Source organism: Pseudomonadota bacterium (assembly GCA_039028155.1).
GTDB lineage: Bacteria > Pseudomonadota > Alphaproteobacteria > SP197 > SP197 > JANQGO01.
The window spans coordinates 1-19336 of record JBCCIS010000034.1; the positions used below are offsets into that span (position 1 = coordinate 1).

The 19336-nt window shown below is 62.1% G+C and carries 15 protein-coding genes; 6 read left to right on the forward strand and 9 right to left on the reverse strand.

Annotation, left to right across the window (positions count from 1 at the left end):
• Both AAF563_16920 and AAF563_16925 read right to left on the reverse strand, forming a co-directional pair.
• Nucleotides 1-1128 (reverse strand): glutamine synthetase family protein (locus AAF563_16920; protein MEM7122965.1); only part of this gene is annotated, 1128 nt, incomplete at its 3' end.
• Nucleotides 1129-1245: 117 nt separating this feature from the next.
• On the reverse strand, nucleotides 1246-2472 hold the full coding sequence (locus tag AAF563_16925; protein ID MEM7122966.1) for an MFS transporter: 1227 nt from the start codon (nucleotides 2470-2472) through the stop codon (nucleotides 1246-1248).
• Nucleotides 2473-2604: 132 nt separating this feature from the next.
• Between AAF563_16925 and AAF563_16930 the strand changes: the two genes are divergently transcribed.
• The gene (locus AAF563_16930) at nucleotides 2605-3705 is read left to right on the forward strand and encodes a hypothetical protein (GenBank protein ID MEM7122967.1); all 1101 of its coding nucleotides are present in this window, start codon (nucleotides 2605-2607) and stop codon (nucleotides 3703-3705) included.
• Between the two features lie 18 nt (nucleotides 3706-3723).
• Here the strand turns inward: AAF563_16930 and AAF563_16935 are convergent, their stop codons facing one another.
• On the reverse strand, nucleotides 3724-5403 hold the full coding sequence (locus AAF563_16935) for an NAD-dependent malic enzyme (protein ID MEM7122968.1): 1680 nt from the start codon (nucleotides 5401-5403) through the stop codon (nucleotides 3724-3726).
• A gap of 103 nt (nucleotides 5404-5506) precedes the next feature.
• On the opposite strand from AAF563_16935, the gene AAF563_16940 reads away from it, so the two are divergent.
• Nucleotides 5507-6355, forward strand: coding sequence for a TauD/TfdA family dioxygenase (locus tag AAF563_16940; GenBank protein ID MEM7122969.1), 849 nt, complete (start codon nucleotides 5507-5509; stop codon nucleotides 6353-6355).
• On the opposite strand, the gene AAF563_16945 is transcribed toward AAF563_16940, so the two are convergent.
• From AAF563_16945 to AAF563_16955, 3 genes are all read right to left on the reverse strand, one after another.
• A complete protein-coding gene (locus tag AAF563_16945; protein MEM7122970.1) occupies nucleotides 6340-7152 on the reverse strand; it encodes a class II glutamine amidotransferase in 813 nt (270 codons plus the stop codon). The two genes, AAF563_16940 and AAF563_16945, sit on opposite strands and share 16 nt — an antisense overlap.
• Nucleotides 7153-7180: 28 nt before the next feature.
• Nucleotides 7181-8758 (reverse strand): FMN-binding glutamate synthase family protein, encoded by a 1578-nt coding sequence (locus AAF563_16950; protein MEM7122971.1) that lies wholly within the window; start codon nucleotides 8756-8758, stop codon nucleotides 7181-7183.
• A gap of 93 nt (nucleotides 8759-8851) precedes the next feature.
• Nucleotides 8852-9916: a TauD/TfdA family dioxygenase gene (locus tag AAF563_16955; protein ID MEM7122972.1), complete on the reverse strand. Its 1065-nt coding sequence runs from the start codon at nucleotides 9914-9916 to the stop codon at nucleotides 8852-8854.
• 154 nt (nucleotides 9917-10070) lie between these two features.
• Here AAF563_16955 and AAF563_16960 point away from each other — a divergent pair, with 154 nt between their 5' ends.
• The gene (locus tag AAF563_16960; protein MEM7122973.1) at nucleotides 10071-10421 is read left to right on the forward strand and encodes a Spx/MgsR family RNA polymerase-binding regulatory protein; all 351 of its coding nucleotides are present in this window, start codon (nucleotides 10071-10073) and stop codon (nucleotides 10419-10421) included.
• Here AAF563_16960 and AAF563_16965 read toward each other — a convergent pair.
• Nucleotides 10406-10885 (reverse strand): Lrp/AsnC family transcriptional regulator, encoded by a 480-nt coding sequence (locus tag AAF563_16965; protein ID MEM7122974.1) that lies wholly within the window; start codon nucleotides 10883-10885, stop codon nucleotides 10406-10408. The genes AAF563_16960 and AAF563_16965 overlap by 16 nt on opposite strands.
• A gap of 165 nt (nucleotides 10886-11050) precedes the next feature.
• Between AAF563_16965 and AAF563_16970 the strand changes: the two genes are divergently transcribed.
• The 3 genes from AAF563_16970 (at nucleotide 11051) to AAF563_16980 (ending at nucleotide 15252) form a co-directional block, all read left to right on the forward strand.
• On the forward strand, nucleotides 11051-11308 hold the full coding sequence (locus AAF563_16970; GenBank protein MEM7122975.1) for a DUF6356 family protein: 258 nt from the start codon (nucleotides 11051-11053) through the stop codon (nucleotides 11306-11308).
• 234 nt (nucleotides 11309-11542) lie between these two features.
• A complete protein-coding gene (locus AAF563_16975) occupies nucleotides 11543-13624 on the forward strand; it encodes a hydantoinase/oxoprolinase family protein (GenBank protein ID MEM7122976.1) in 2082 nt (693 codons plus the stop codon).
• Complete coding sequence (locus tag AAF563_16980) at nucleotides 13621-15252, forward strand: hydantoinase B/oxoprolinase family protein (GenBank protein MEM7122977.1); 1632 nt, start codon at nucleotides 13621-13623, stop codon at nucleotides 15250-15252. The genes AAF563_16975 and AAF563_16980 overlap by 4 nt, the downstream gene beginning before the upstream one ends.
• A 40-nt stretch (nucleotides 15253-15292) precedes the next feature.
• On the opposite strand, the gene AAF563_16985 is transcribed toward AAF563_16980, so the two are convergent.
• Together AAF563_16985 and AAF563_16990 are read right to left on the reverse strand one after the other, a co-directional pair.
• Complete coding sequence (locus tag AAF563_16985; GenBank protein MEM7122978.1) at nucleotides 15293-17782, reverse strand: hypothetical protein; 2490 nt, start codon at nucleotides 17780-17782, stop codon at nucleotides 15293-15295.
• Between the two features lie 129 nt (nucleotides 17783-17911).
• A complete protein-coding gene (locus tag AAF563_16990; GenBank protein ID MEM7122979.1) occupies nucleotides 17912-19228 on the reverse strand; it encodes an FAD-binding oxidoreductase in 1317 nt (438 codons plus the stop codon).
• Nucleotides 19229-19336 lie beyond the last annotated feature (108 nt).

A 19336-nucleotide genomic window follows, 5' to 3' on the forward strand; every position in this document is an offset into this window, starting at 1 on the left:
GTCGACCGGCGCGGGCAGGCGCAGCTTCTTCTCGACGCCACGCATGCCGGTGCCGAACAGAACGGCGAAGGCGGTATAGGGGTTAAGGTCGGCGCCGCCGACACGGTGTTCCAGCCGCGCCTTCTTGGCGCTGACATTGATGACGCGCAAGCCGGATGTACGGTTATCGATGCTCCAGCATCGCGTCACGCCGGCGAAGCTGTCGTCCTGGAAGCGTTTGTATGAGTTGACGAAGGGCGCGATGAACAGCGTTGTCTCGCACATGAGGTCGAGTTGGCCGGCGATGAAACGGCGGAACCACGGCGTCAGGTTGTCCTTGGCCTTGGCGTCGTAGCACAGGGACTTGCCGGTCTTGGCTTCGCTGAAGCTTTGATGGATGTGGCCGGAGTTGCCGGAGAAGTCCTGGTGCCACTTGGCCATGAAGGTGGCGGACAGACCGGCTTCGGCGGCAATCTGTTTGACCGCCGTCTTGAACAGCATGACCTGATCGGCCATCGAGAGCGCGTCGGTGGCGGCGAGGTTGATCTCGAACTGACCCTGGCCCCATTCGGGTGTGCAGCCTTCGATAATATCCTCGAAACACTCGCGGACTCGCGCGACGACCGGCTCAAAGAAGCTGCCTTCGTAGATGGAGTAACAGTGGATATCCTGGGAGGCCGGACCGAGGCCGGAGAAGTCACCGCGCCGCACGTCGGCGATCGGCTTGGGCATCAGATAGAACTCGAACTCCAGTGCGGCGCGTTCGACGACGTTCTGTTTGCGCATTGCCGCGACTTGGCGTTTGAGTTCGCTACGCGGGCAATAGGGGCAAGTGCTGCCATCGGGCCAGACCCAGTCGATCAGCACGATGGCGGTGTCGGGCTCCCACGGCGCCAACTGCAATGTCGAGAGGTCAGGCACGCCTTTTACATCGGGAACGCCGGTGCCCAGCATGTCCGGCAACACATCGTCGACCGTGGTCGTGCGCATGATGAACCAGGCAAAGGTGAGGCCCGTGTCGATGGCGTTCTTGAAGTAGGGGACGGTCAGCCGTTTTCCGCGCAGCACACCCATGGGATCGGTGCCGGCGACGATCACCGTTCGGATCGCGTTCTCGTCAAGGAATGTGTCGACGTCCTGTGGTTTCATCAGCCGCCCCCGTCTGGTCTTTTGCCGGGATCGTTCCCGTTGCCCCTGACCTGTCATCGGCCAAGGACGCCGTGACGTCAAGCCGGCGCGTGGGCTGGCTAAGGCCGGTTTGCGGCGTCAAGCGGGCGCGTGACGCAAAGACGGCGTGCGGGTCAGCCCGATAAGGAAACCGATGATCAGCAGGTTGGCCACGTTGAAGGCCGTGCCGGCCAGGAAGGCCGAGGTGTAGCTGCCGGTCATGTCGTAACCGAAGCCGCCCAGCCAGCCGCCGATGGCCATGCCGAACGTGCCGAACATGACGACAATGCCCGTATAGCGACCAGCGCGCCGCTCAGGCAGATACTCACGCACGATGACCGGATAGCACGGGCCGATGCCGCCATAGCCGAAGCCGAACACGGCCGCGACGACGTAGAATGCCATCAGCCCCTGAATGAAGGGCAGCACGGTCAGCATCGCGACCTGGATCACCGAGAACAGGAAGAGCGCCTTCAAGGCACCGAAGCGGCCGATCAACAAGCCGGCAAAGACGGCGCGGGCGACGAAGCTGGCGAGCAGCATGACAGAGAGCAGCGTCGCTGCCTGCATCGGCGCGATGCCGACATCGGTGGCGTAGACCTTCAAATGCGCCAGCGGCAGCGACATGGCGATACAGCAGCCGACAATGGCGCAACACAGTAGTGCCAGCAGGCTGTTGGGCCTGAGACGATAGATCGTGGCGCTACGTCCCGGCGCGGCCGAACCGCCGGACACCGTGTGGTGGTCGATTGGCGGCGGACTGCGCCTGAGCACCAGACTCAACGGCACCATCACCAGAATGGTCGCGATACCGTAGTAGACGTAGGTCGCGCGCCAGCCAATCTCGGTCAGACCCAGTTCAAAAATCGGTGGCCAGATGAACCCAGCCAGGCTCTGGCCGCTGGCGACCAGGCCGACGGCCATACCCCGGTTGCGGTCGAACCAGCGTGTGATGTTCGCCATCAAGGGCGCGAACATGGCGGCCGTGCCCAGAAGGCCGATCATCACGCCGTAGATCGCCCATAGTTCCCAGCGGCTTGAGATCATGCCCGTTAGAATGGCGCCCGATCCGATCATGATGGCGCCGAGCAGCGCTGGTTTGCCCATACCGGCGCGGTCGAGCCACCAACCCATGGCGATACAACCCAGACCGCCGCCGACAAACTGCATGGCATAGGCCGTCGAGGGAACGCCGCGCGGCCAGTTGAAGGTTTCCGAGATATCCGCCATCGCGACGATGATCAGGAACATCGCGCCATTGGCCATCAGCAGCATCAGTACGGACGCGGCCAGCACATACCAACGATAACGGCGGGGATCAGACATTCATACGACCGGCGGGTTAAGAACGAAGCCTACTCTCTCGTGCTCCGTCCGCCAAACGCGAAGTGCGGCGGCCGTGGCGCGGCCGTGATAAAGTTCTGGCGACAGGTGGAACCAGGGGCCGGGATCAAGGATGTGACATCAACAGGCGTAACGACCGGCATGATCGGCCACGGCGAGTACAATCGTAACTCCGCGCCGCAGATGGTCGCCATCGACCATGTGATGCCCTGGCTCGACGACGCGCTTTCCGCGATGCCCTTGGATGACTCCCTGCCCGATTTGGGTTTGGCCGATTTCGGCTGTTCGGAAGGGCGCAACTCCATCGCCGTCATGCAGCGCGCTGTCGACACGCTGCGCGCCCGCACGGCCCGGCCCATCCAGACGATCCATAGCGACCTGCCAACCAACGATTTTACCGCGCTACTAACCGGATTGCGCCCGGATGGCCATTCCGTCTTTGGTGACGACGCGGTCTTCTCATCGGTCGTCGGCGGGTCCATGTTCGACCGGCTCCTGCCGCCGCGTTCCCTGCACCTGGCAACGACCTTCAACGCCATTGCGTTCTTCAGTCGGCGGCCGCTAGACCGTCTGCCCGGTCACATCGTCGGCAATGGTCCAAGCGGCCTTGGCAGCGGAATCGGCTGGGTAACGGGCGAGGAACACGCTGCACTCGCCGCGCAGTCATCGAGCGATTTGGAGGCGTTCTTACAGGCGAGGGCGGACGAGTTGGTTCCGGGCGGCAAACTTTTGATGCAGGTCTTCGGCACCGGACTTGGGCACGCGACCTGTGACGGGTTTGCCGACGCTTTGAATGATGCGCTGCTGGAAATGGTGGACGACAAGCTGATCGATCGCGATCACTACGAGGTCTACTATCACCCCACCTATTTCCGCACGCTCGATGAACTGGTCGCGCCGGTCGCAGAGGCACAAGCCTCGTGCGCCGGCCTCTTCTCGCTGGAACGATCGGAAACCTATGAGATACCCGTGCCGTTTGTCGAAACCTTCAGGGAGACCGATGACGCCGAACGGTTCGCTCGCGAGTTCACCGCATTCTTCCGGGTCTTCAGCGAATCGCCACTGCGACTCTGCCTTGCCAATCTCGACGACGTCGACAATCTGATCGATGACGTCTACGTCCGCGCGGAACGATTGATTCGCGACGACCCGCGCCGCCACGATTATCACTTCATCGCGTTGGCGGCGTTGCTGACGCGGCGCGACGGGAGCTGAGTATCCCGTCGAAGCTGGTCAGGCTGGGCGATAGGGTTTGTAGACGGGTTCCCAGATCTTAGCCTTGATCTTCGCTTCAAGTTCGTCGGCGCTCGACTCCGGCGCGTGGCCTTGCTCCTGCGCCTCGCGCGCGACGGCGAACGCGATGTCGCGGCTGACTTTTTGGATATCCTCCAGGTGCGCCAGCAGCGAACCGTTGGGATCGGACATGATCGGCGCGTCGGCGGCAAGCGCCTCGGCGGCGGCCATCATCATTTCGTTGCTGATCCGTCTGGCGCCGCTGGCCAATACGCCCAGACCCAGGCCCGGGAAGATATAGACGTTATTCGACTGGGCGATTTCGAACGTCTTTTCCTTGTGCTTGACCGGGTCGAACGGACTGCCGGTTGCCACCAGCGCCTTGCCGTCGGTCCAGTTGATGATGTCCTCGGGCGTTGCCTCGCAGCGTGATGTCGGGTTCGACAGCGGAAAGATGATCGGCCGCTCGGTGTGTTTGGCCATCTTGCGGATGATCGCCTCGGTGAATGTGTTGGGCTGGCCGCTGACACCGACCAGCACCGTGGGTTTGGCCTTGTCGACCACATCCTCCAGCGAAATCGTCTCGCCCTCGGACGCCCACCCGGCGACCTTGTCCTTCGGTTGCACCAATGGTGTCTGGATGTCCAACAGACCGGTCATGCCGTCATGCAAAAGGCCCTGGCGGTCGATCATGAAGAAGCGCTCGGCGGCCTCGGCTTCCGAAAGCCCATTCCTCACCATGCCACGGCGGATCTGCATGGCGATGCCGCAGCCCGCGGATCCGGCGCCCAGAAAGGCGACGCGCATGTCGGTGACTTTGGTGCCGGCTGCTTCGGCAGCCGCGAGCAACGTGCCGTAGGCGACCGCTGCGGTGCCTTGAATATCGTCGTTGAAGGTCAGCAGTCGGTCACGGTAGCGCTCCAGGATCGGCGCGGCGTGCTGTTGCGCGAAATCCTCCCATTGCAGGAGAACCTCGGGATAGCGCGCCTCGATGCTCTGGACGAACAGGTCGACAAAATCGTCATAATCCTGGCCGCTGATGCGTTCGTTGCGCCAGCCGATATAGAGAGGATCGTTGAGGCGTTCCTCGTTGTTGGTGCCGACATCCAGCACGATCGGCAACGTGGTCGCCGGATCGATACCGCCGCAGGCGGTGTACAGTGACAGCTTGCCGATCGGGATGCCCAACCCGCCGGCGCCCTGGTCGCCCAGGCCAAGGATACGTTCGCCATCGGTGACCACGATGGCCTCGACATTGTCGAGCGGCGCGTTCTCCATGATCTTGTGCATGACGTTGCGCCGTGGATAGGGCACGAACAAGCCGCGCGGGCGCCGGTAGATCTCGCTGAACTGCTGGCACGCCTGGCCGACGGTCGGTGTATAGACCAGCGGCAGCATTTCGGTGATGTAGCGTCCGATCAGCGCGTAGAACAGCGTCTCATTCGTGTCCTGCAGTTGGCGCAGGTAGATATGCTTGCCCATCGGCGTGTTTTTGGTGCCGACGGCCTGATAGGCGCGCTGGAGCTGGCTTTCAAGGTCTTCGATATGCGGCGGCAAGAGGCCGAACAGGCCGAGCTCGTCGCGCTCTTCGTAGCTGAACGCGGTCGCCTTGTTGAGCAGCGGATTGAAAAGCAGCGTGCTGCCGCGCTCCGTTACGTCGATCGAACCTGCCCCCGACATGATCTACCTCCCAGCGGTTTGTATCAGTTTGGCCTGAAATCACATTCACAGCCACCCCAGCCCATGACATAGTTCGGTAACAGCCGTTCTGACGGAGGCCGCGATGGACGTCACGACGCTGACAGGTGCGCTGGGTGCGCGGGTCGACGGTGTCGACCTTGCCAAACCCATGGATGATGACGTGTTCGGTGCCGTACTGAATGCATTCGGCGATCATCTGGTGTTGTTGTTCCCCAATCAGTCCTTGTCGCCTGCCGAGCAGGTCGCCTTTACCGAGCGCTTCGGACCGGTCGAGCCCCATCCGCTGCGCTCGCGCCGTGGGGTCGATGGATTTCCGGAAGTGCTGGTCATCGAGAACAAGCCCGGCAAGCCCGGCGCGCGCAACGACGAATGGCACAGCGACATCACCTGTTCAGAGCAGCCCCCGGCACTCTCCGTTCTGCAAGCGCTGACCGTGACCGAAGGACGCGGCGCCACCATGTTCTGCAACATGTACCGCGCCTTTGAGACACTGTCGGATGGCATGCGCACCATGCTTGACCGGCTTAATGCGTTGCACAGCGCGGAGTCCCTGGTGGCGCGCAACAATGAGCCGGGGACCGATGCGTTGCCGATCCGCGAGATGCCGCCACCGGCCGTTCATCCCGTGGTGCGCCGCCATCCTGTGACCGGGCGCCACGCATTGTTCGTCAATCCCAGCTTCACGATCGCGTTCGAAGGCATGAGTCGCGAGGAAAGCGCGCCGCTTCTGGCCTTCCTCTACGACCATGCGACCCGGCCGGAGAACGTGTTCCGACATGCGTGGAGCCCGGGCGACGTCTTGATGTGGGATAACCGGTGCGCCATGCACTATGCGGTCCACGACTACGACGACACCATGCCGCGTCTGATGCACCGCACGACAGCGGCTGGTGACCGGCCCGTGTTTGCTGAGACTCAGGCCGTCGCCTGAGCCACAACTGCGCCGTCGCGCAGCGCCAGCACCGTCCCTTCGTCAACCGGCATCCAGTCCTCGGCGGTTAACGGCACGCTCGCCAGAAGTGTCACCGCCTGGTTGTCATCGCCGGTGCTGACATTGACGCCGCCGCCCGAGAGCGCGATGCCCTCGTTGCCGCAGGTGCGCGACAGCATGTGCAGGCCGATGCCGGTCGAGCCGTCATCCTGGTGGCGGATATGGCTGTGCGCAAACAGCACGTCGCCGTCGGCGTAAAGAAAGTTGGCACGGCCGACGCCGCGCAACTCGCCGGCGAACCTGGCGACTTCGTCCATGCGCTCTTCCAAGTCAGGCACGCCGTCGGCTTCGTTCCACAATGGGCTCAGGCGCGCCAGAAGGGAGCAGAAGACATACTCCGAATCGGTGCTGCCCACGGGATGATAGGCATCCAGCGGGAAACGCGAATCACCCATGGCGCCATCGACGACTCCGTTATGGGCGAAGACATGCATGCGTCCGCCCAGCTCGCGGCTGAACGGATGGGTGTTGTAGAGCGCGACGTGGCCGGTGGTCGCATAACGGATGTGGCTGATCACCGTGGCGCTGACCAGTCCCTGCTCCTCGACAAAGCGGACCCAGACGCTGCTGCTGGCCTGATGTGTGTCCTTGATCAGCCGGATATCGCCTTCCTCGTAATAGGCGATTCCCCAGCCGTCGCGATGCGGTCCCGTCCGTCCGCCATGATCGGCGAAGGTATCCAGCGACAGGTTGACGTTTGCCGGCTGGCGGCTGGACTTGGCGAACAACTCACACATGGGTCGTCAGATCTCTCGATGGTTCAGGCTAAAAATGCTCCGCGCTTGCGTGGGACCAATAGCGGTCGAACGGCACTGGCAGCGCGCCGCCCAACAGCGCGTCTTGGTCCAGCCACGAATAGACCTCGGCATAGGAGCGGGCGGTACCATCATCACCACGCAGGAAGATGTGTTGCGGGGTCAAATTCTTCGGATCGTCTACGCCCATGGCACCTATCAGAGCCAAAAAACTCTCTATCGTTTTTTCGTGATATTTCGCGACCTGAAGGTGCTTTCTCTCGATGTCGATCGCCTTGTAGCGCTCAGGATCCTGTGTCGCGACGCCCGTCGGGCATCGGTTGGTATGGCAGCGCAGCGCCTGGATACAGCCGACGGTGAACATGAAGGGGCGCGCGACGTTGCAGATATCCGCTCCCAGCGCCATCTTGATCACCATGTCGAAACCGGATGCGATTTTGCCGCTGGCACCGATGCGGACCTTGTCGCGCAAACCGGCGCCGACAAGACTGGCGTGAACGAACGCCAGTCCTTCGTTGACTGGCAAGCCGAGCGACCGCGAGAACTCCAGGGGCGCGGCCCCGGTGCCGCCTTCTGAACCGTCGACGACGATGAAGTCGGGTGTGATGCCGGTCTTCAGCATGCCCTTCACGATGCCGAGGAACTCGCTGCGTTGCCCGATGCAAAGCTTGAAGCCGGCCGGCTTACCGCCGGAAAGCTCGCGCAGCTGGGCGACAAACTCCATCATCTCGCAGGGGTTCGAATAGGCCGTGTGGGCCGGCGGTGAAATGCAGTCTTGGCCCATCGGCACGCCGCGAATCCTTGAGATTTCCTCGGAGATCTTGGCCGCGGGCAGAACGCCGCCATGGGATGGCTTGGCACCCTGGCTGACCTTGATTTCGACCATCTTGACGTGGTCGTGGGCGGCCTTCTCGCGGAACTTCTCAGGGTCGAAATTGCCGTCGGCGGTGCGGCACCCGAAATAGCCGGTGCCAAGCTCCCAGACGATATCGCCGCCACCTGCGATATGGTGCGGCGTCAGACCGCCTTCGCCGGTGTCTTGATAAAACCCACCCAGTGCCGCGCCGCGGTTCATGGCGATGACCGCGTTGCGTGACAGCGCGCCATAACTCATCGCCGAGACGTTGAGACGCGACGCGCTGTACGGCTGAGCGCAATCGGGACCGAAGACAACACGCGCCGCCTCCGGGGGCGGTTCCTTCGGCGCCATTGAGTGCATGGCAAACTCGGTCCCGGAGGTCAGGAGATCGTGCTGTGTGCCAAAGGGCTGAATGCCGTCGCCGCCATGGGAGCGCGCGCCGACAAGTTCTCGGGTCTCCCTTGGATAGGGCCGGCCAGACAGATTGGTGGCAACGAAGTACTGCTGGATTTCAGGCCGGATGAACTCCGCGAAGTATCGGATATGGCCGATCACCGGATAGTTGCGCAGCACGTTGTGAACGCCGTGGGTCGCGTCGTAGACGCCGACCAGAAACAACGGGACCAGCACGAGCAAAGCCCAGAGCACGTTCGGCCACACGATCGCCAATAGCGCGACCGCGACGAACAGCACAATGGAAACGATGTAAAAGCCTTGTCTGACGGTCACGTTCCGGTCAACTCCCCCATGTCGTCATTATCGCATCGCGCCCCACGAGCTTGGTCGTGCTGTTTCTTATGCTTGCGATAGGTCTCTCATCCCTCAATAGCGCAGAACACCCCGCTCGAGGACATCGGTCGCGTCGCCGGCATAGCGGGTGTTCTCGCGGCTCTCTTGTTTCTTGATGCCCTGGCTTCGATAGATCTCAATCCTGGGATCGATCGGCCGCCGGTCGTGGGCGGTGAGCCAAAGGCGCAACAGCATGCGGCCGGTGTCGGGGCCCGGCCGGTCCTCGAACCCGGTGCGCGCGTGCAGAACGGTATAGTTGTTGGCGAAGCAGATCTGACCGGGCGGCATCATGAACTCAAGCTTCATGTCGTCGCGCTGCGCGGTCTCGTCGAAGAACTCCAGAGCTTCGCGCTCGAATGCGCCGATTTCCTCGCCGAGCTCTTCGTAGGCCATATAGATATAGCCAGCGATATAGCGGGTGCTGACGACGCCTTCGCACTGACACAGCACCGGTACCTCATGCGGCGTTACCGGATCTTCGCCGGGCCCTTGCTCGCCGAAGCGGTGATAGCGAAAACCGCGATAGAGTGGTTCCAACAGATCGGGCCGGGCCTTCAGGATCTCGTTGTGGACGGCAAGCGCGCTGGCGTATTGCGACAACCCGCCTTCGTCGGCCGGGCGTATCGACAGCATGCCAAGGATACCGCAGCCGTCGGTGTGCAATGTCAGCGGCATGCTGTTGCGGTAGGCGCGTTCTTTCGGATCCTTGCCGCCGATGTTGACGACATGGCCAAGACGGTCGCCCATGACCGACTGTGAGACCCCGGTGCCGAAATGGGTGCCGATACCCCAATAGATGATCTCTGTCTTGGCCAGTGGCCAGTCTTCGATAGGCAGCCGGTCAATCAGCACCAGGCCGCGCCCGTCGATGATCTCGCGATAGATGTCGGCGAGGTCGTCGGCGATCGCCGGTACCTCGAAATGCTCGCGTTCAACCTGATCGAGGGTCAGGCCGGCGCGGTCAATCGCCTGCCAGGCCGCCTCGAAAGCGTCGATATGGCGTTGGTCAAATGTGACCGTGATGTCATCCAGGCTCGTAAAATCACTGGCCTTCCAGGCCGCCGGATGATCGACCGGTTCGAGGTATGCCTGTCCCACGCGATCGCCTCCCTCAGGCGTTGTTGGCGCTTGCGCCGCCAAGTCTAGCCGCAACTGGCGCGCCGGCGCCATCGGTGCTTTGTCCGGCGGGTCCGCCGCGCTAAAACAGGACAATCCGCGTTAGGTTCTCTGACGGATGCCATGGGAGGGTGCCTTGATCACCGTCTACGGATTGAAGAATTGCGATACCTGCAAGAAAGCGCTGGCGTGGCTGAAGGCTGAAGGGATCGCGCACGAGTTTCACGATGTCCGTGCCGACGGTCTGGATGCCGGCGACGTGAAAGCCTGGGTCGGCGAGTTGGGCAGCGACGTTTTGATCAACACGCGCGGTACCACCTGGCGCGGTCTTGACGAGACCGACAAGGCGGATTTGGACGACGCCAAGGCGGCGGCGCTTATCCTGGCCCATCCGGCACTGATGAAACGACCGGTCTTTGACCTTGGCGACCGCCGATTGGTCGGCTTCAAGAACGCCCAGAAAGAGGCGCTTCAGGGGCTGGCGTAGCCGAGCGGCAGGGCGGTCGTATACTTTATGCGCTCCATGGCGAACATGGAGCTGACGTCGAAGAACCGGATCTTGGCGATCAAGGCTTTGTAGACGCGGTCGTAACCCTGAATGTCTGGCACGACGACCTTCAATAGATAGTCGATGTCGCCCGCCATGCGGTAGATCTCCACAACCTCCGGCACGTCCTGGACCTCGCGGGCGAAATCCGTCAGCCACTCCGCGTTGTGCTGGTCGGTCTTGATGGCGACGAAGACCGTGATGCCGACATTGACCTTGTTGGGATCCAGAAGCGCCACCCGCCCGGTGATGAAGCCGTCGCGCTCCAGACGCTGAATGCGGCGCCAGCAGGGCGTGGTCGACAGATTGACGGCCTCGGCGACCTGCGCCAGCGACAGGCTGGCATCCGCCTGCAACAGCTCAAGAATCTTAATATCCGTGCCGTTAAGAGAAGATTTTTCCATGAATTATGACTCTTCTGGAATAGATTGCTCAAAGCTCTACCAATGACCCGAACATTGGCAAGCTTTTTTCTCCTGCTCGCGTTTACGCTTTTACCCGTCCTTTAAGGCCCTGAAACGGGTCATGGACGGGGTGAGGCTGGCGTCAACAACGGTGAGCGTGGTTCCATGATTTCCCTTTTTACGAAGCATCCCGAATCGGTCGGCGAGACCTACTTTGAGCACATGGGCGTGGCCTCCGGCTTCGGTTTGAAGATGGTGGTCGCGGGATGCGCCTGCCTGTTGCATGGCATCTTTCCCTTCCTTTTCGTGAAGACCGGCAGCACGGCGATTGCCGACCTTCATCATCGTATGGTGACGCACCGCAGGCGCGACGACGCGCCGTCGGCGGAGCCGGCCGTTCGGATCAGCCGCCCGGCGTGGTAAGCGGCAGCGACTTGGAGCAGCTCTCTCATTGGTAAGGTCGCTTTGCGGTCCGATCACTGTGGGTGCGTCTCTTCTACTAAAAGGATAGCGTGCGGAGTCATGTGATGAGGTAGAGCCGTTAATCGGTTCCACCTCACCACGATCGTTCGAGCGTCGCCCAGTTAAACCAGAAATTGATTGGCAGTGCGCGCGCGCGCTGGCAAGTTCTTGCCCGTTTCATCAGGCGAGGTTCTTATGGCGCGCATGGCGGTCGATATCGGCGGCACGTTTACCGATGTTGCGATCGAAAAAAATGACGGCGGTCTGATAACCGCCAAGGTGCCGACAACGCCATCGGCGCCCGAGGCCGGCGTGATGGATGGCGTGCTGCTGGCGCTGGCTGACGCCGGTCTGAAACCGGACGCCATCGACCATGTCATTCACGGCACGACGTTAGCCACCAACGCGCTGATTGAACGCAAGGGCGCGGTGACCGCGCTTGTCGTAACCAAAGGATTTCGCGATACCCTGGCGATCGCCTATGAGGGCCGGTACGATCAGTACGACGTTTTTCTTCAGAAGCCGGAGCCGGTCGTGCCGCGTTACCTGACCTTGCCGGTCGGCGAACGCCTCAACATTCACGGCGATGTTCTAGATCCACTCGACGAAGGCGCGCTGGATGGCGTGCTCCAGGCGATCGATGAACACCAGGTCGAAGCAGTCGCAATCGGCTTCCTCCATGCCTACGCCAATCCGGTGCACGAGCAACGTTTCGCCGATCTGCTGCGCGAGGCGAGGCCCGATGTTTACCTGACGTTATCATCGGAAGTCTGCCCGGAGATGCGAGAGTATGAACGGTTGTCGACGGCAGCGTGCAACGCCTACGTCCAGCCGTTGATGGCTCGCTACCTCGGCGCCCTCAACGACGCCTTGACCGAGGCCGGTTTCGACGCGCCGCTTTTGCTGATGACGTCGGGCGGAGGTCTGTGCGCGCTGCAGACGGCGACGCGGTTTCCGATCCGGCTGGTCGAGTCCGGGCCCAGCGGCGGCGCTATCCTGTCGGCCACCGTGGCTGCGCAACGCGGTGATCGGGAGGTTTTGTCCTATGACATGGGCGGCACGACCGCGAAGATTTGCCTGATCGACGACTACACGCCCCAGACCGCGCGCCGTTTCGAGATCGCGCGCGCCGCGCGGTTTATCAAGGGCAGCGGCACGCCGGTGCGGATCCCTGTGATCGAGATGATCGAGATTGGCGCCGGCGGCGGTTCGATCGCTCATGTCGACGAACTGCAGCGCATTGCCGTCGGGCCGGAAAGCGCAGGGTCCGAACCGGGGCCCGCCTGCTACACTAGGGGCGGCACGCAGCCGACGGTGACCGATGGCGACCTGCTGCTGGGTCGCCTTGACGCCGATCGATTCGCCGACGGGCGCATGAAACTCGATACCGCGCTCGCTCAAGATGCGCTGGGGCGCGATGTCGGCGGGCCACTGGGACTTGATGCGTCGCTTGCAGCGCACGGTCTTTCCGAAGTCGTCGACGAAAGCATGGCGAACGCGGCGCGTGTGCACGCGGTCGAGCGCGGCAAGGAGTTGCGCCAGCGCACCTTGATCGCGTTCGGTGGCGCCGGACCGCTTCATGCGGCCCGGCTGGCCGAAAAACTCGATCTCGCCCGCATTGTCGTGCCGGAAAGCCCGGGCGTCGGGTCGGCGGTCGGATTTCTAATGGCGCCGGTCGCGTATGAGGTCGTTCGCAGCCACTACATGACGCTCGACGGTTTCGATGCCGGCATGGTGACCGCGCTGTTTGACGACCTTGCCGCGGAAGCCCACGACGTTGTTGGCCAAGCGGTCAAGGGTGTGCCGCTCGACGAGCGGCGCACGTGTTTCATGCGCTACCTTGGCCAGGGTCACGAGATCGAGGTCGAACTGCCGACGAGACCGCTGACCATCGACGATCGTGACGCGATCCGCGCGGCCTATGACGAGACCTATACCCGCATGTATGGCCGCACGGTGCCGGCGATGGATATCGAGGTATTGAGCTGGACCCTAACCTTGTCCGCCAAGGCTGAGACGCCGGAAGCGCCTGTCGACGAGATCGCCGAGCACGACGCGGTCGCGGCGGGATCAAGACGGCTTTTCGATGGCCCCGCCGGCGACTTTGTTGAGGCGCCAGTCTTCGATCGCGCGACACTTCGACCGGGCGCGCGGTTCCGTGGTCCCTGCGTGGTGACCGAAGGCCAGACCTCGACCGTCGTGACATCATGCTTCGCGGGTCGTATCGACGGACACCGCCATATCGTGCTGGAACAAATCCAGGAGGCCGCCGAATGAGCGACGCGCTTGACCGGATTAACCGGCAGATCATGTGGGACCGTCTGCAGGCGGTGGTCGAGGAGCAGGGCCAGACCCTGACCCGCGCGGCGTTCAGTCCGATTGTCAGGGAATGCGGCGATATCTCGGCCGGCATCTTCGATCTTGGCGGGCTGATGCTGGCCCAGGCCGTGACCGGCACCCCCGGCCATGTCAACACCATGGCGGCCTCGGTCGGTCACTTCATCAAACACTTTCCGCCGGCGTCCATGCAGCCCGGCGATATCTACATGACCAACGATCCTTGGATGGGATCGGGACACCTGAACGACTTCGTCCTTGTGCGTCCCTGCTTTCTTGACGGCGAACTGATTGGCTACAACTCCTGCACCTCGCATCTGATTGATCTGGGCGGACGCGGCGTCGGACCTGAAGGCCGCGACGTGCACGAGGAGGGGCTCTACATTCCGCTGCTGAAACTGGTCGATCAGGGCGAAATCAACGAGACGTTGATCGAGATCGTGCGCGCCAACAGCCGCATGCCGGTCCAGAATGAAGGCGATATCTATGCGCTGATCGCCTGTGCCGAGGTCGGTGAAGAACGCCTGATCGCCATGATGCGCGAGTTCGCCATCGACAGCCTGGACGACCTTGGCCGCCACATCCTGGAAACGTCGGAGCACGCGACGCGGGCGCGTATCTCGGAGTTGCCCGACGGCAACTGGGACCACGAGCTGAAGCTCGACGGGTACGATTTCGAGATCGCGCTGAAGGCACGGCTGACAATCGACGGTGATACGCTCTGCGTCGACTATACCGGCACATCACCGGCCTCGCGCTTCGGCATCAACGTGCCGATCACCTATGCCCAGGCCTATACGGTCTTTGGGTTGAAGTGCATCATCGCGCCGGACATTCCGAACAACGCCGGAGCGCTTGCACCATTCAGCGTCACGGCACCGGAAGGTTCGATCCTCAACCCGCTTAAACCGGCGCCGGTATCCCAGCGTCATGTTATCGGCCAACTCTTGCCCGATACTGTGTTCGGTTGCCTGGACCAGGCGATTCCTGGTCGTGTGCCGGCGGAAGGCACGGGCTGTCTTTGGAGCATGATCATGCACAGCACGATCGGCAGCCAATCCGATGGCAATGCGCCGGCCTTCATGATCGAGGCTGTGCACAACGGCGGCACCGGTGGGCGGCCATCGAGCGACGGTCTGTCGGCGACCGCCTATCCATCGGGCGTTATGGGAAGCCAGGTAGAGCTGACCGAAAGCACCGGTCCTTTGATCATACGTCGTCGTGAGTTGCGCCCGGACTCCGCCGGCGATGGCGAGTATCGCGGCGGTCTAGGCCAAATCCTGGAGGTCGAGCACAGTGCCGGCGCGCCCTTCATGCTGTCATCCGCGGTCGAGCGCGCCACCTATCCGCCACGTGGCCGCCATGGTGGCCGGGACGGTGCGGCGGGCGAGCTTTGGCTGGCGTCCGGCGCGGCGCTGCCGGCGAAGGGCGAGAAGGAAATTCCCGCCGGCGATCGTCTCATTATCAAGACCCCGGGTGGCGGCGGTTACGGTGATCCCGCCAAGCGCGACATGGCGTTGCGCGACGCCGACCGGCGCGACGGTCTGGTAACCGGCGACGCTGGCTAAGTCATCGGCGTGCGGGCTGCCACCGGCCTCAGCGTATCGCCTAGTCTGTCAAACCAGCCGCTTCGATATCCGACAGAAGCTTGTCGCGATAGCGCGGCGCTAGCGTGTGCCACGAACTCCTGAGTTGAGCCAGCGTGAGCTGAGGTTTCAGTTCGCTAACGGTCGCGATTGCGGCACGGGCTTCGTCGAATTTCTCTTGCCGAACCAGAATGGCGCTCAAGATCAGATGGACAAAGGGCGCCAACGAGGCGGAGATCTCGGCCTCGCCGACTGTTTTCTCAGCTTCGCTGTCGTCATTGAGGAGATAAAGGATGAAACCCTTGACGAAGATCTTTACCTGCATCAGGGGATCAAGCGGACTAAGTCGGATCGCCTTGTTGATGGCCGGCAACGCTTCCTCCGCGTGTCCTGTCCAAAGCAACGTCCCGGCAAGATTCAAGCAGGCATTGCTGGAGCTTGGATTGAGCGCGGTCGCCATTTCCGCCTCTTCAATCGCCTGCTCCTGATTGCCTTGGAACGCGTAGGCACGGCTAAGCGCCATGCGCGCGATGCTGCTGTTCCCGTCAAGCTCCACGGCCTTGACGGCGTGCTTGAAGGCAAACGCCAAATGACGCTCGAGCTCGTCGGGTTCGGCGAAATAGATCCTTCGCGTTTCCAGAAGCGCCAGGGCCGCATGCGCGCCGGCAAAGGTCGGCGCCAGCTTGACAACGTTCGATAGGTGCTGTCGCGCGATTTGGGAGTTGTCCTCCGTAATTCGGTGGAAATGCCACATGCCCCTTTGAAACATATCCCAAAGACCGACGGCGCCGCGTTTGCGCTCGGCACGCTCTCTCTCGCATGACTTCAGCTTCGCATCGATCTTGCCGACAATGGCTGCGACCATGTCGTCCTGGACCGAGGGCGACTCGTCCAGTTGACTGTAGTAGTGCTCGGTCCAGAGCTGTCTTCCGTCACGCGTATCGATCAATTCGACCGTCACTTTGATTTGGTCGCCGGACCTGCGAATGACACCGTCGACCACATAGTTGACGCCCAACTCCTTGCCGACCGTCCTTGCGTCGATGGTCTGCCCCTTGTAGGCGAACGTCGATGCGCGCGCGACGACCATCAGCCAGTCGATGCGCACCAGCTCTTCGATGATCTGTTCGGCTATGCCGTCGGCGACATAGACCAGTTGCGGGTCGCCGCTGTGATTCTCAAAAGCGAGAACCGCAACCGACGGCTTTTCCGGCTTTGTCGGATGATCTACCGACCATACGCCGGACGGCTCCGTGACTGGAGATGCGGCCAGGCTTGGTGTCGGCGAAGATGGCGCTTTCTCGTCGAGACTGAAGTCGGGTCCGTGTTTGGGCCAGACAACGTCGTTCAGAACGAGGTAGTCTTTGAGGATGGCGGCGGCGTAGAGCACCGCCAACCGCCTGTCACGTTCGGCGACTTGTCTGTTCGCCATGGTCAAGCCGACGGCGACCTGGGCAAGCTGGAACTGGGACTCCATGTTGGACAAACGATGCGCGTGGTTTCGATCGACCCAATCGAAAACCTCCTGGCGCAGAGACCTGAGAATGTCGAGCAGACCGATATCCTCGCTGCGGGGACTGCTGCCTGTGCGCATGTGATCAAAGGGGCACAGCTGATCAAGAATCGCTTGCCAATGAAGGCTGTTGGCGTTCCGTCGCTTCGCCAATAGATGACTCAGTGCGAAGTAGCCGTGGTCGAAAAACAGGAACTGACTGTTCTCATAGTGCGACAGGTCGATGAGATAATAGTGGTCCCGTGCATCACCGGTCTTGCTGACTAGGACGTTGTAGCCGCTTAGATGGCCGTGGACGTTGCCGCGTACGGCGCGGAGCCTCAAATGATCGACGGTCTTCGCGGCACCGACGGCGAAAGCCAGAGGATTGGGATACCATTGCCCTTCGAACGACATGCTGGGCTCATCGGCCGGCACCCCACAGCCTTCCGCCATGAGGCTTTGCAGGTTGCCGACGTCGGGTTCGAGCCGGTCACCGAGCCAACCGCGCAGCAGGTCATGGGGCGACAGCAGACCCGGCGCCAGTTCAGCGGCCGCGTTCCAGTCTTCAAGCAGCGCGCGCGAAACTTGGCGCAAGACCCTCTTCTGCTGTTCGTGGCTGCAGTCCGACCAGGGCAAGGCGAAGTCCAGAGACCGCCCGGGAATCGACGACAGGATGGCGACGCTGTCGTCGGTGTGGGCCACGTTGATGATCTGCGGCAGGTGCGTTGCGGCATAGTCCGGTGCCGTCTGACTGGCCAGGCGAAAGCGTTCGGTCTCGCTCTCCAAATGTGCCACGGGGTCACCGACACGACCGAGCTTCAAGACAGCCTGGCCCGAAAACGCGGGGGTCGTCACATCGGCCAGAAACAGGGTCCACGTGGCGATGTCATTGCTCAACTGGCGTGTCAGGTAGATTTCGTCGCCGACCTGCCACTGGTCGCGAATCACCGTTTGAATCGCGGCGAAGGCTTCCGGCCAGGGCAATCCCTGCTGCGATTTTTCCCTGGTTTCTTGCATCCGCGTCGCTTAGGCGCCGTGCGGTTGTGTTGCGGGGGACTGCGGCATTGGTCCGTTACGAGGCCTCCACTCCTGGAACGTCACTGCGGCGGCCCCTCTCAGCATGCCCTGGGCGGCCTGTTTGTCTGTCTAACGGTTTAACCAGCGGTCGTGAAGGTCGTACATGGACATGGCAATCGGCACAAACCAGTTGTTGTTGGTGAAGACGGAGAGGTTCGGGAAGGTGCGGTCGCCAAATATCGTCTGGCCCTTCTCCAGCCTCAGGATTTGCCAAGCGGCTTTATGGCCCAGATAGGTTCCCATGGGCATGCCGACAAAGGAATAGCCGGTCGCGTAGTAGACGCCCTGGTGATGGATCAGCTTCGGCAGGCGATCGACAGGTGCCGAGCACCATCCGCTCCAGAAACGGCCAAGCTGGATATCGCCGAGCTGCGGAAACACATCGATGAACGTCTGGCGCAGCTTTCGCGCCTTGGCTTCCGCGGTCCTTTCTTCCGTACCGGTCAAGCCTGACATCAAGATGCGCCGGCCATCGGGCGCGACCTGGATCGCCGTGGTATTGAAGTTCGAATCCAAATAAGTGCGCCGATTGGGCATTAGCGTATCGAGTTGATTCTCGCTCAGTTCCTCCGTCGCCATCGCGAAAGCGTGAAACGGGATCAGGCGCGGGCGAAGCCAGTTGAGGTCCGCGCGCGTGTAGCCGTTTGTCGCCACAACCGCGTTGCGTGCGCGTATCCGCCCGCGCGATGTCTCGATGTCAAGCCAACCGTCGCCATCCGGTTTGCCGATCGCGTCGACCTTGGTGTGGGGATGCACCTCGGCGCCGCTTTCCATGGCGCGGTCAAGCAAACCCGCGTGATACATGCCGGGATGGAAGCTGCCGAGGTCCGGTATGTAGACGGCGCCGACAAAATCCTCGGACCCGTTGAACTCGTCTGCCAACGCGCCGCGGTCCAGGACCTCGAAACGTTGATCGAGGTGTTCCTGCTTCAACGTGTATTCGTCTACGATGGTCTCGAGCTGGCGCCGCGAGCGGGCGAGGAAGACCCTGCCGCACGGGCGGTAATGGCAGTCGATCTTTTCGGCCTGAACCGTTCGGCTCACGCTCTCGAACGCCTCGCGCGCTTCGGTGTAGTAGGCCTTGGCCCTCGCCAGGCCGTGGCGCTTGATCAAATCGCTGAAACTGCGTTTCAGCGCGCTTCCGACAAAACCCATGTTGCGGGTGCTGGCGCCATGGCCGGCGTCTTCAGCGTCCAGGACGACGACGTGGCGGCCGCCGCGCGCGAGTTCGCGGGCGGCGTTCAAGCCGGTGACGCCCGAACCGACAATGACGACATCGGCGCGTTGGGGCAGGGGTTCGACGCCAAGCCGAGGCCGTGGAACCGCGTCCCACCAATAAGGCGCCTGCTTGTAATCCGGCGCGAAGATATCCGACGCGGCGCTCATCACGGGCAGCCCCCGACCTCTCCCTACCTTTGAGCAGCATAACACTCCCGCCGGCAACACCAAGCAGGTGGGCTGGACCATCTTGTCGCCAGCCCCTAGCTTATCCGG

Bases quoted from the DNA above. Each gene is read 5' to 3' on its own strand.
- AAF563_16940 (MEM7122969.1), top strand. From the start codon at position 5,507: ATGGACGTCACGACGCTGACAGGTGCGCTGGGTGCGCGGGTCGACGGT.
- AAF563_16990 (MEM7122979.1), bottom strand. From the start codon at position 19,228: ATGAGCGCCGCGTCGGATATCTTCGCGCCGGATTACAAGCAGGCGCCT.
- AAF563_16970 (MEM7122975.1), top strand. From the start codon at position 11,051: ATGATTTCCCTTTTTACGAAGCATCCCGAATCGGTCGGCGAGACCTAC.
- AAF563_16925 (MEM7122966.1), bottom strand. From the start codon at position 2,472: ATGTCTGATCCCCGCCGTTATCGTTGGTATGTGCTGGCCGCGTCCGTA.
- AAF563_16965 (MEM7122974.1), bottom strand. From the start codon at position 10,885: ATGGAAAAATCTTCTCTTAACGGCACGGATATTAAGATTCTTGAGCTG.
- AAF563_16985 (MEM7122978.1), bottom strand. From the start codon at position 17,782: ATGCAAGAAACCAGGGAAAAATCGCAGCAGGGATTGCCCTGGCCGGAA.
- AAF563_16945 (MEM7122970.1), bottom strand. From the start codon at position 7,152: ATGTGTGAGTTGTTCGCCAAGTCCAGCCGCCAGCCGGCAAACGTCAAC.
- AAF563_16935 (MEM7122968.1), bottom strand. From the start codon at position 5,403: ATGTCGGGGGCAGGTTCGATCGACGTAACGGAGCGCGGCAGCACGCTG.
- AAF563_16980 (MEM7122977.1), top strand. From the start codon at position 13,621: ATGAGCGACGCGCTTGACCGGATTAACCGGCAGATCATGTGGGACCGT.
- AAF563_16975 (MEM7122976.1), top strand. From the start codon at position 11,543: ATGGCGCGCATGGCGGTCGATATCGGCGGCACGTTTACCGATGTTGCG.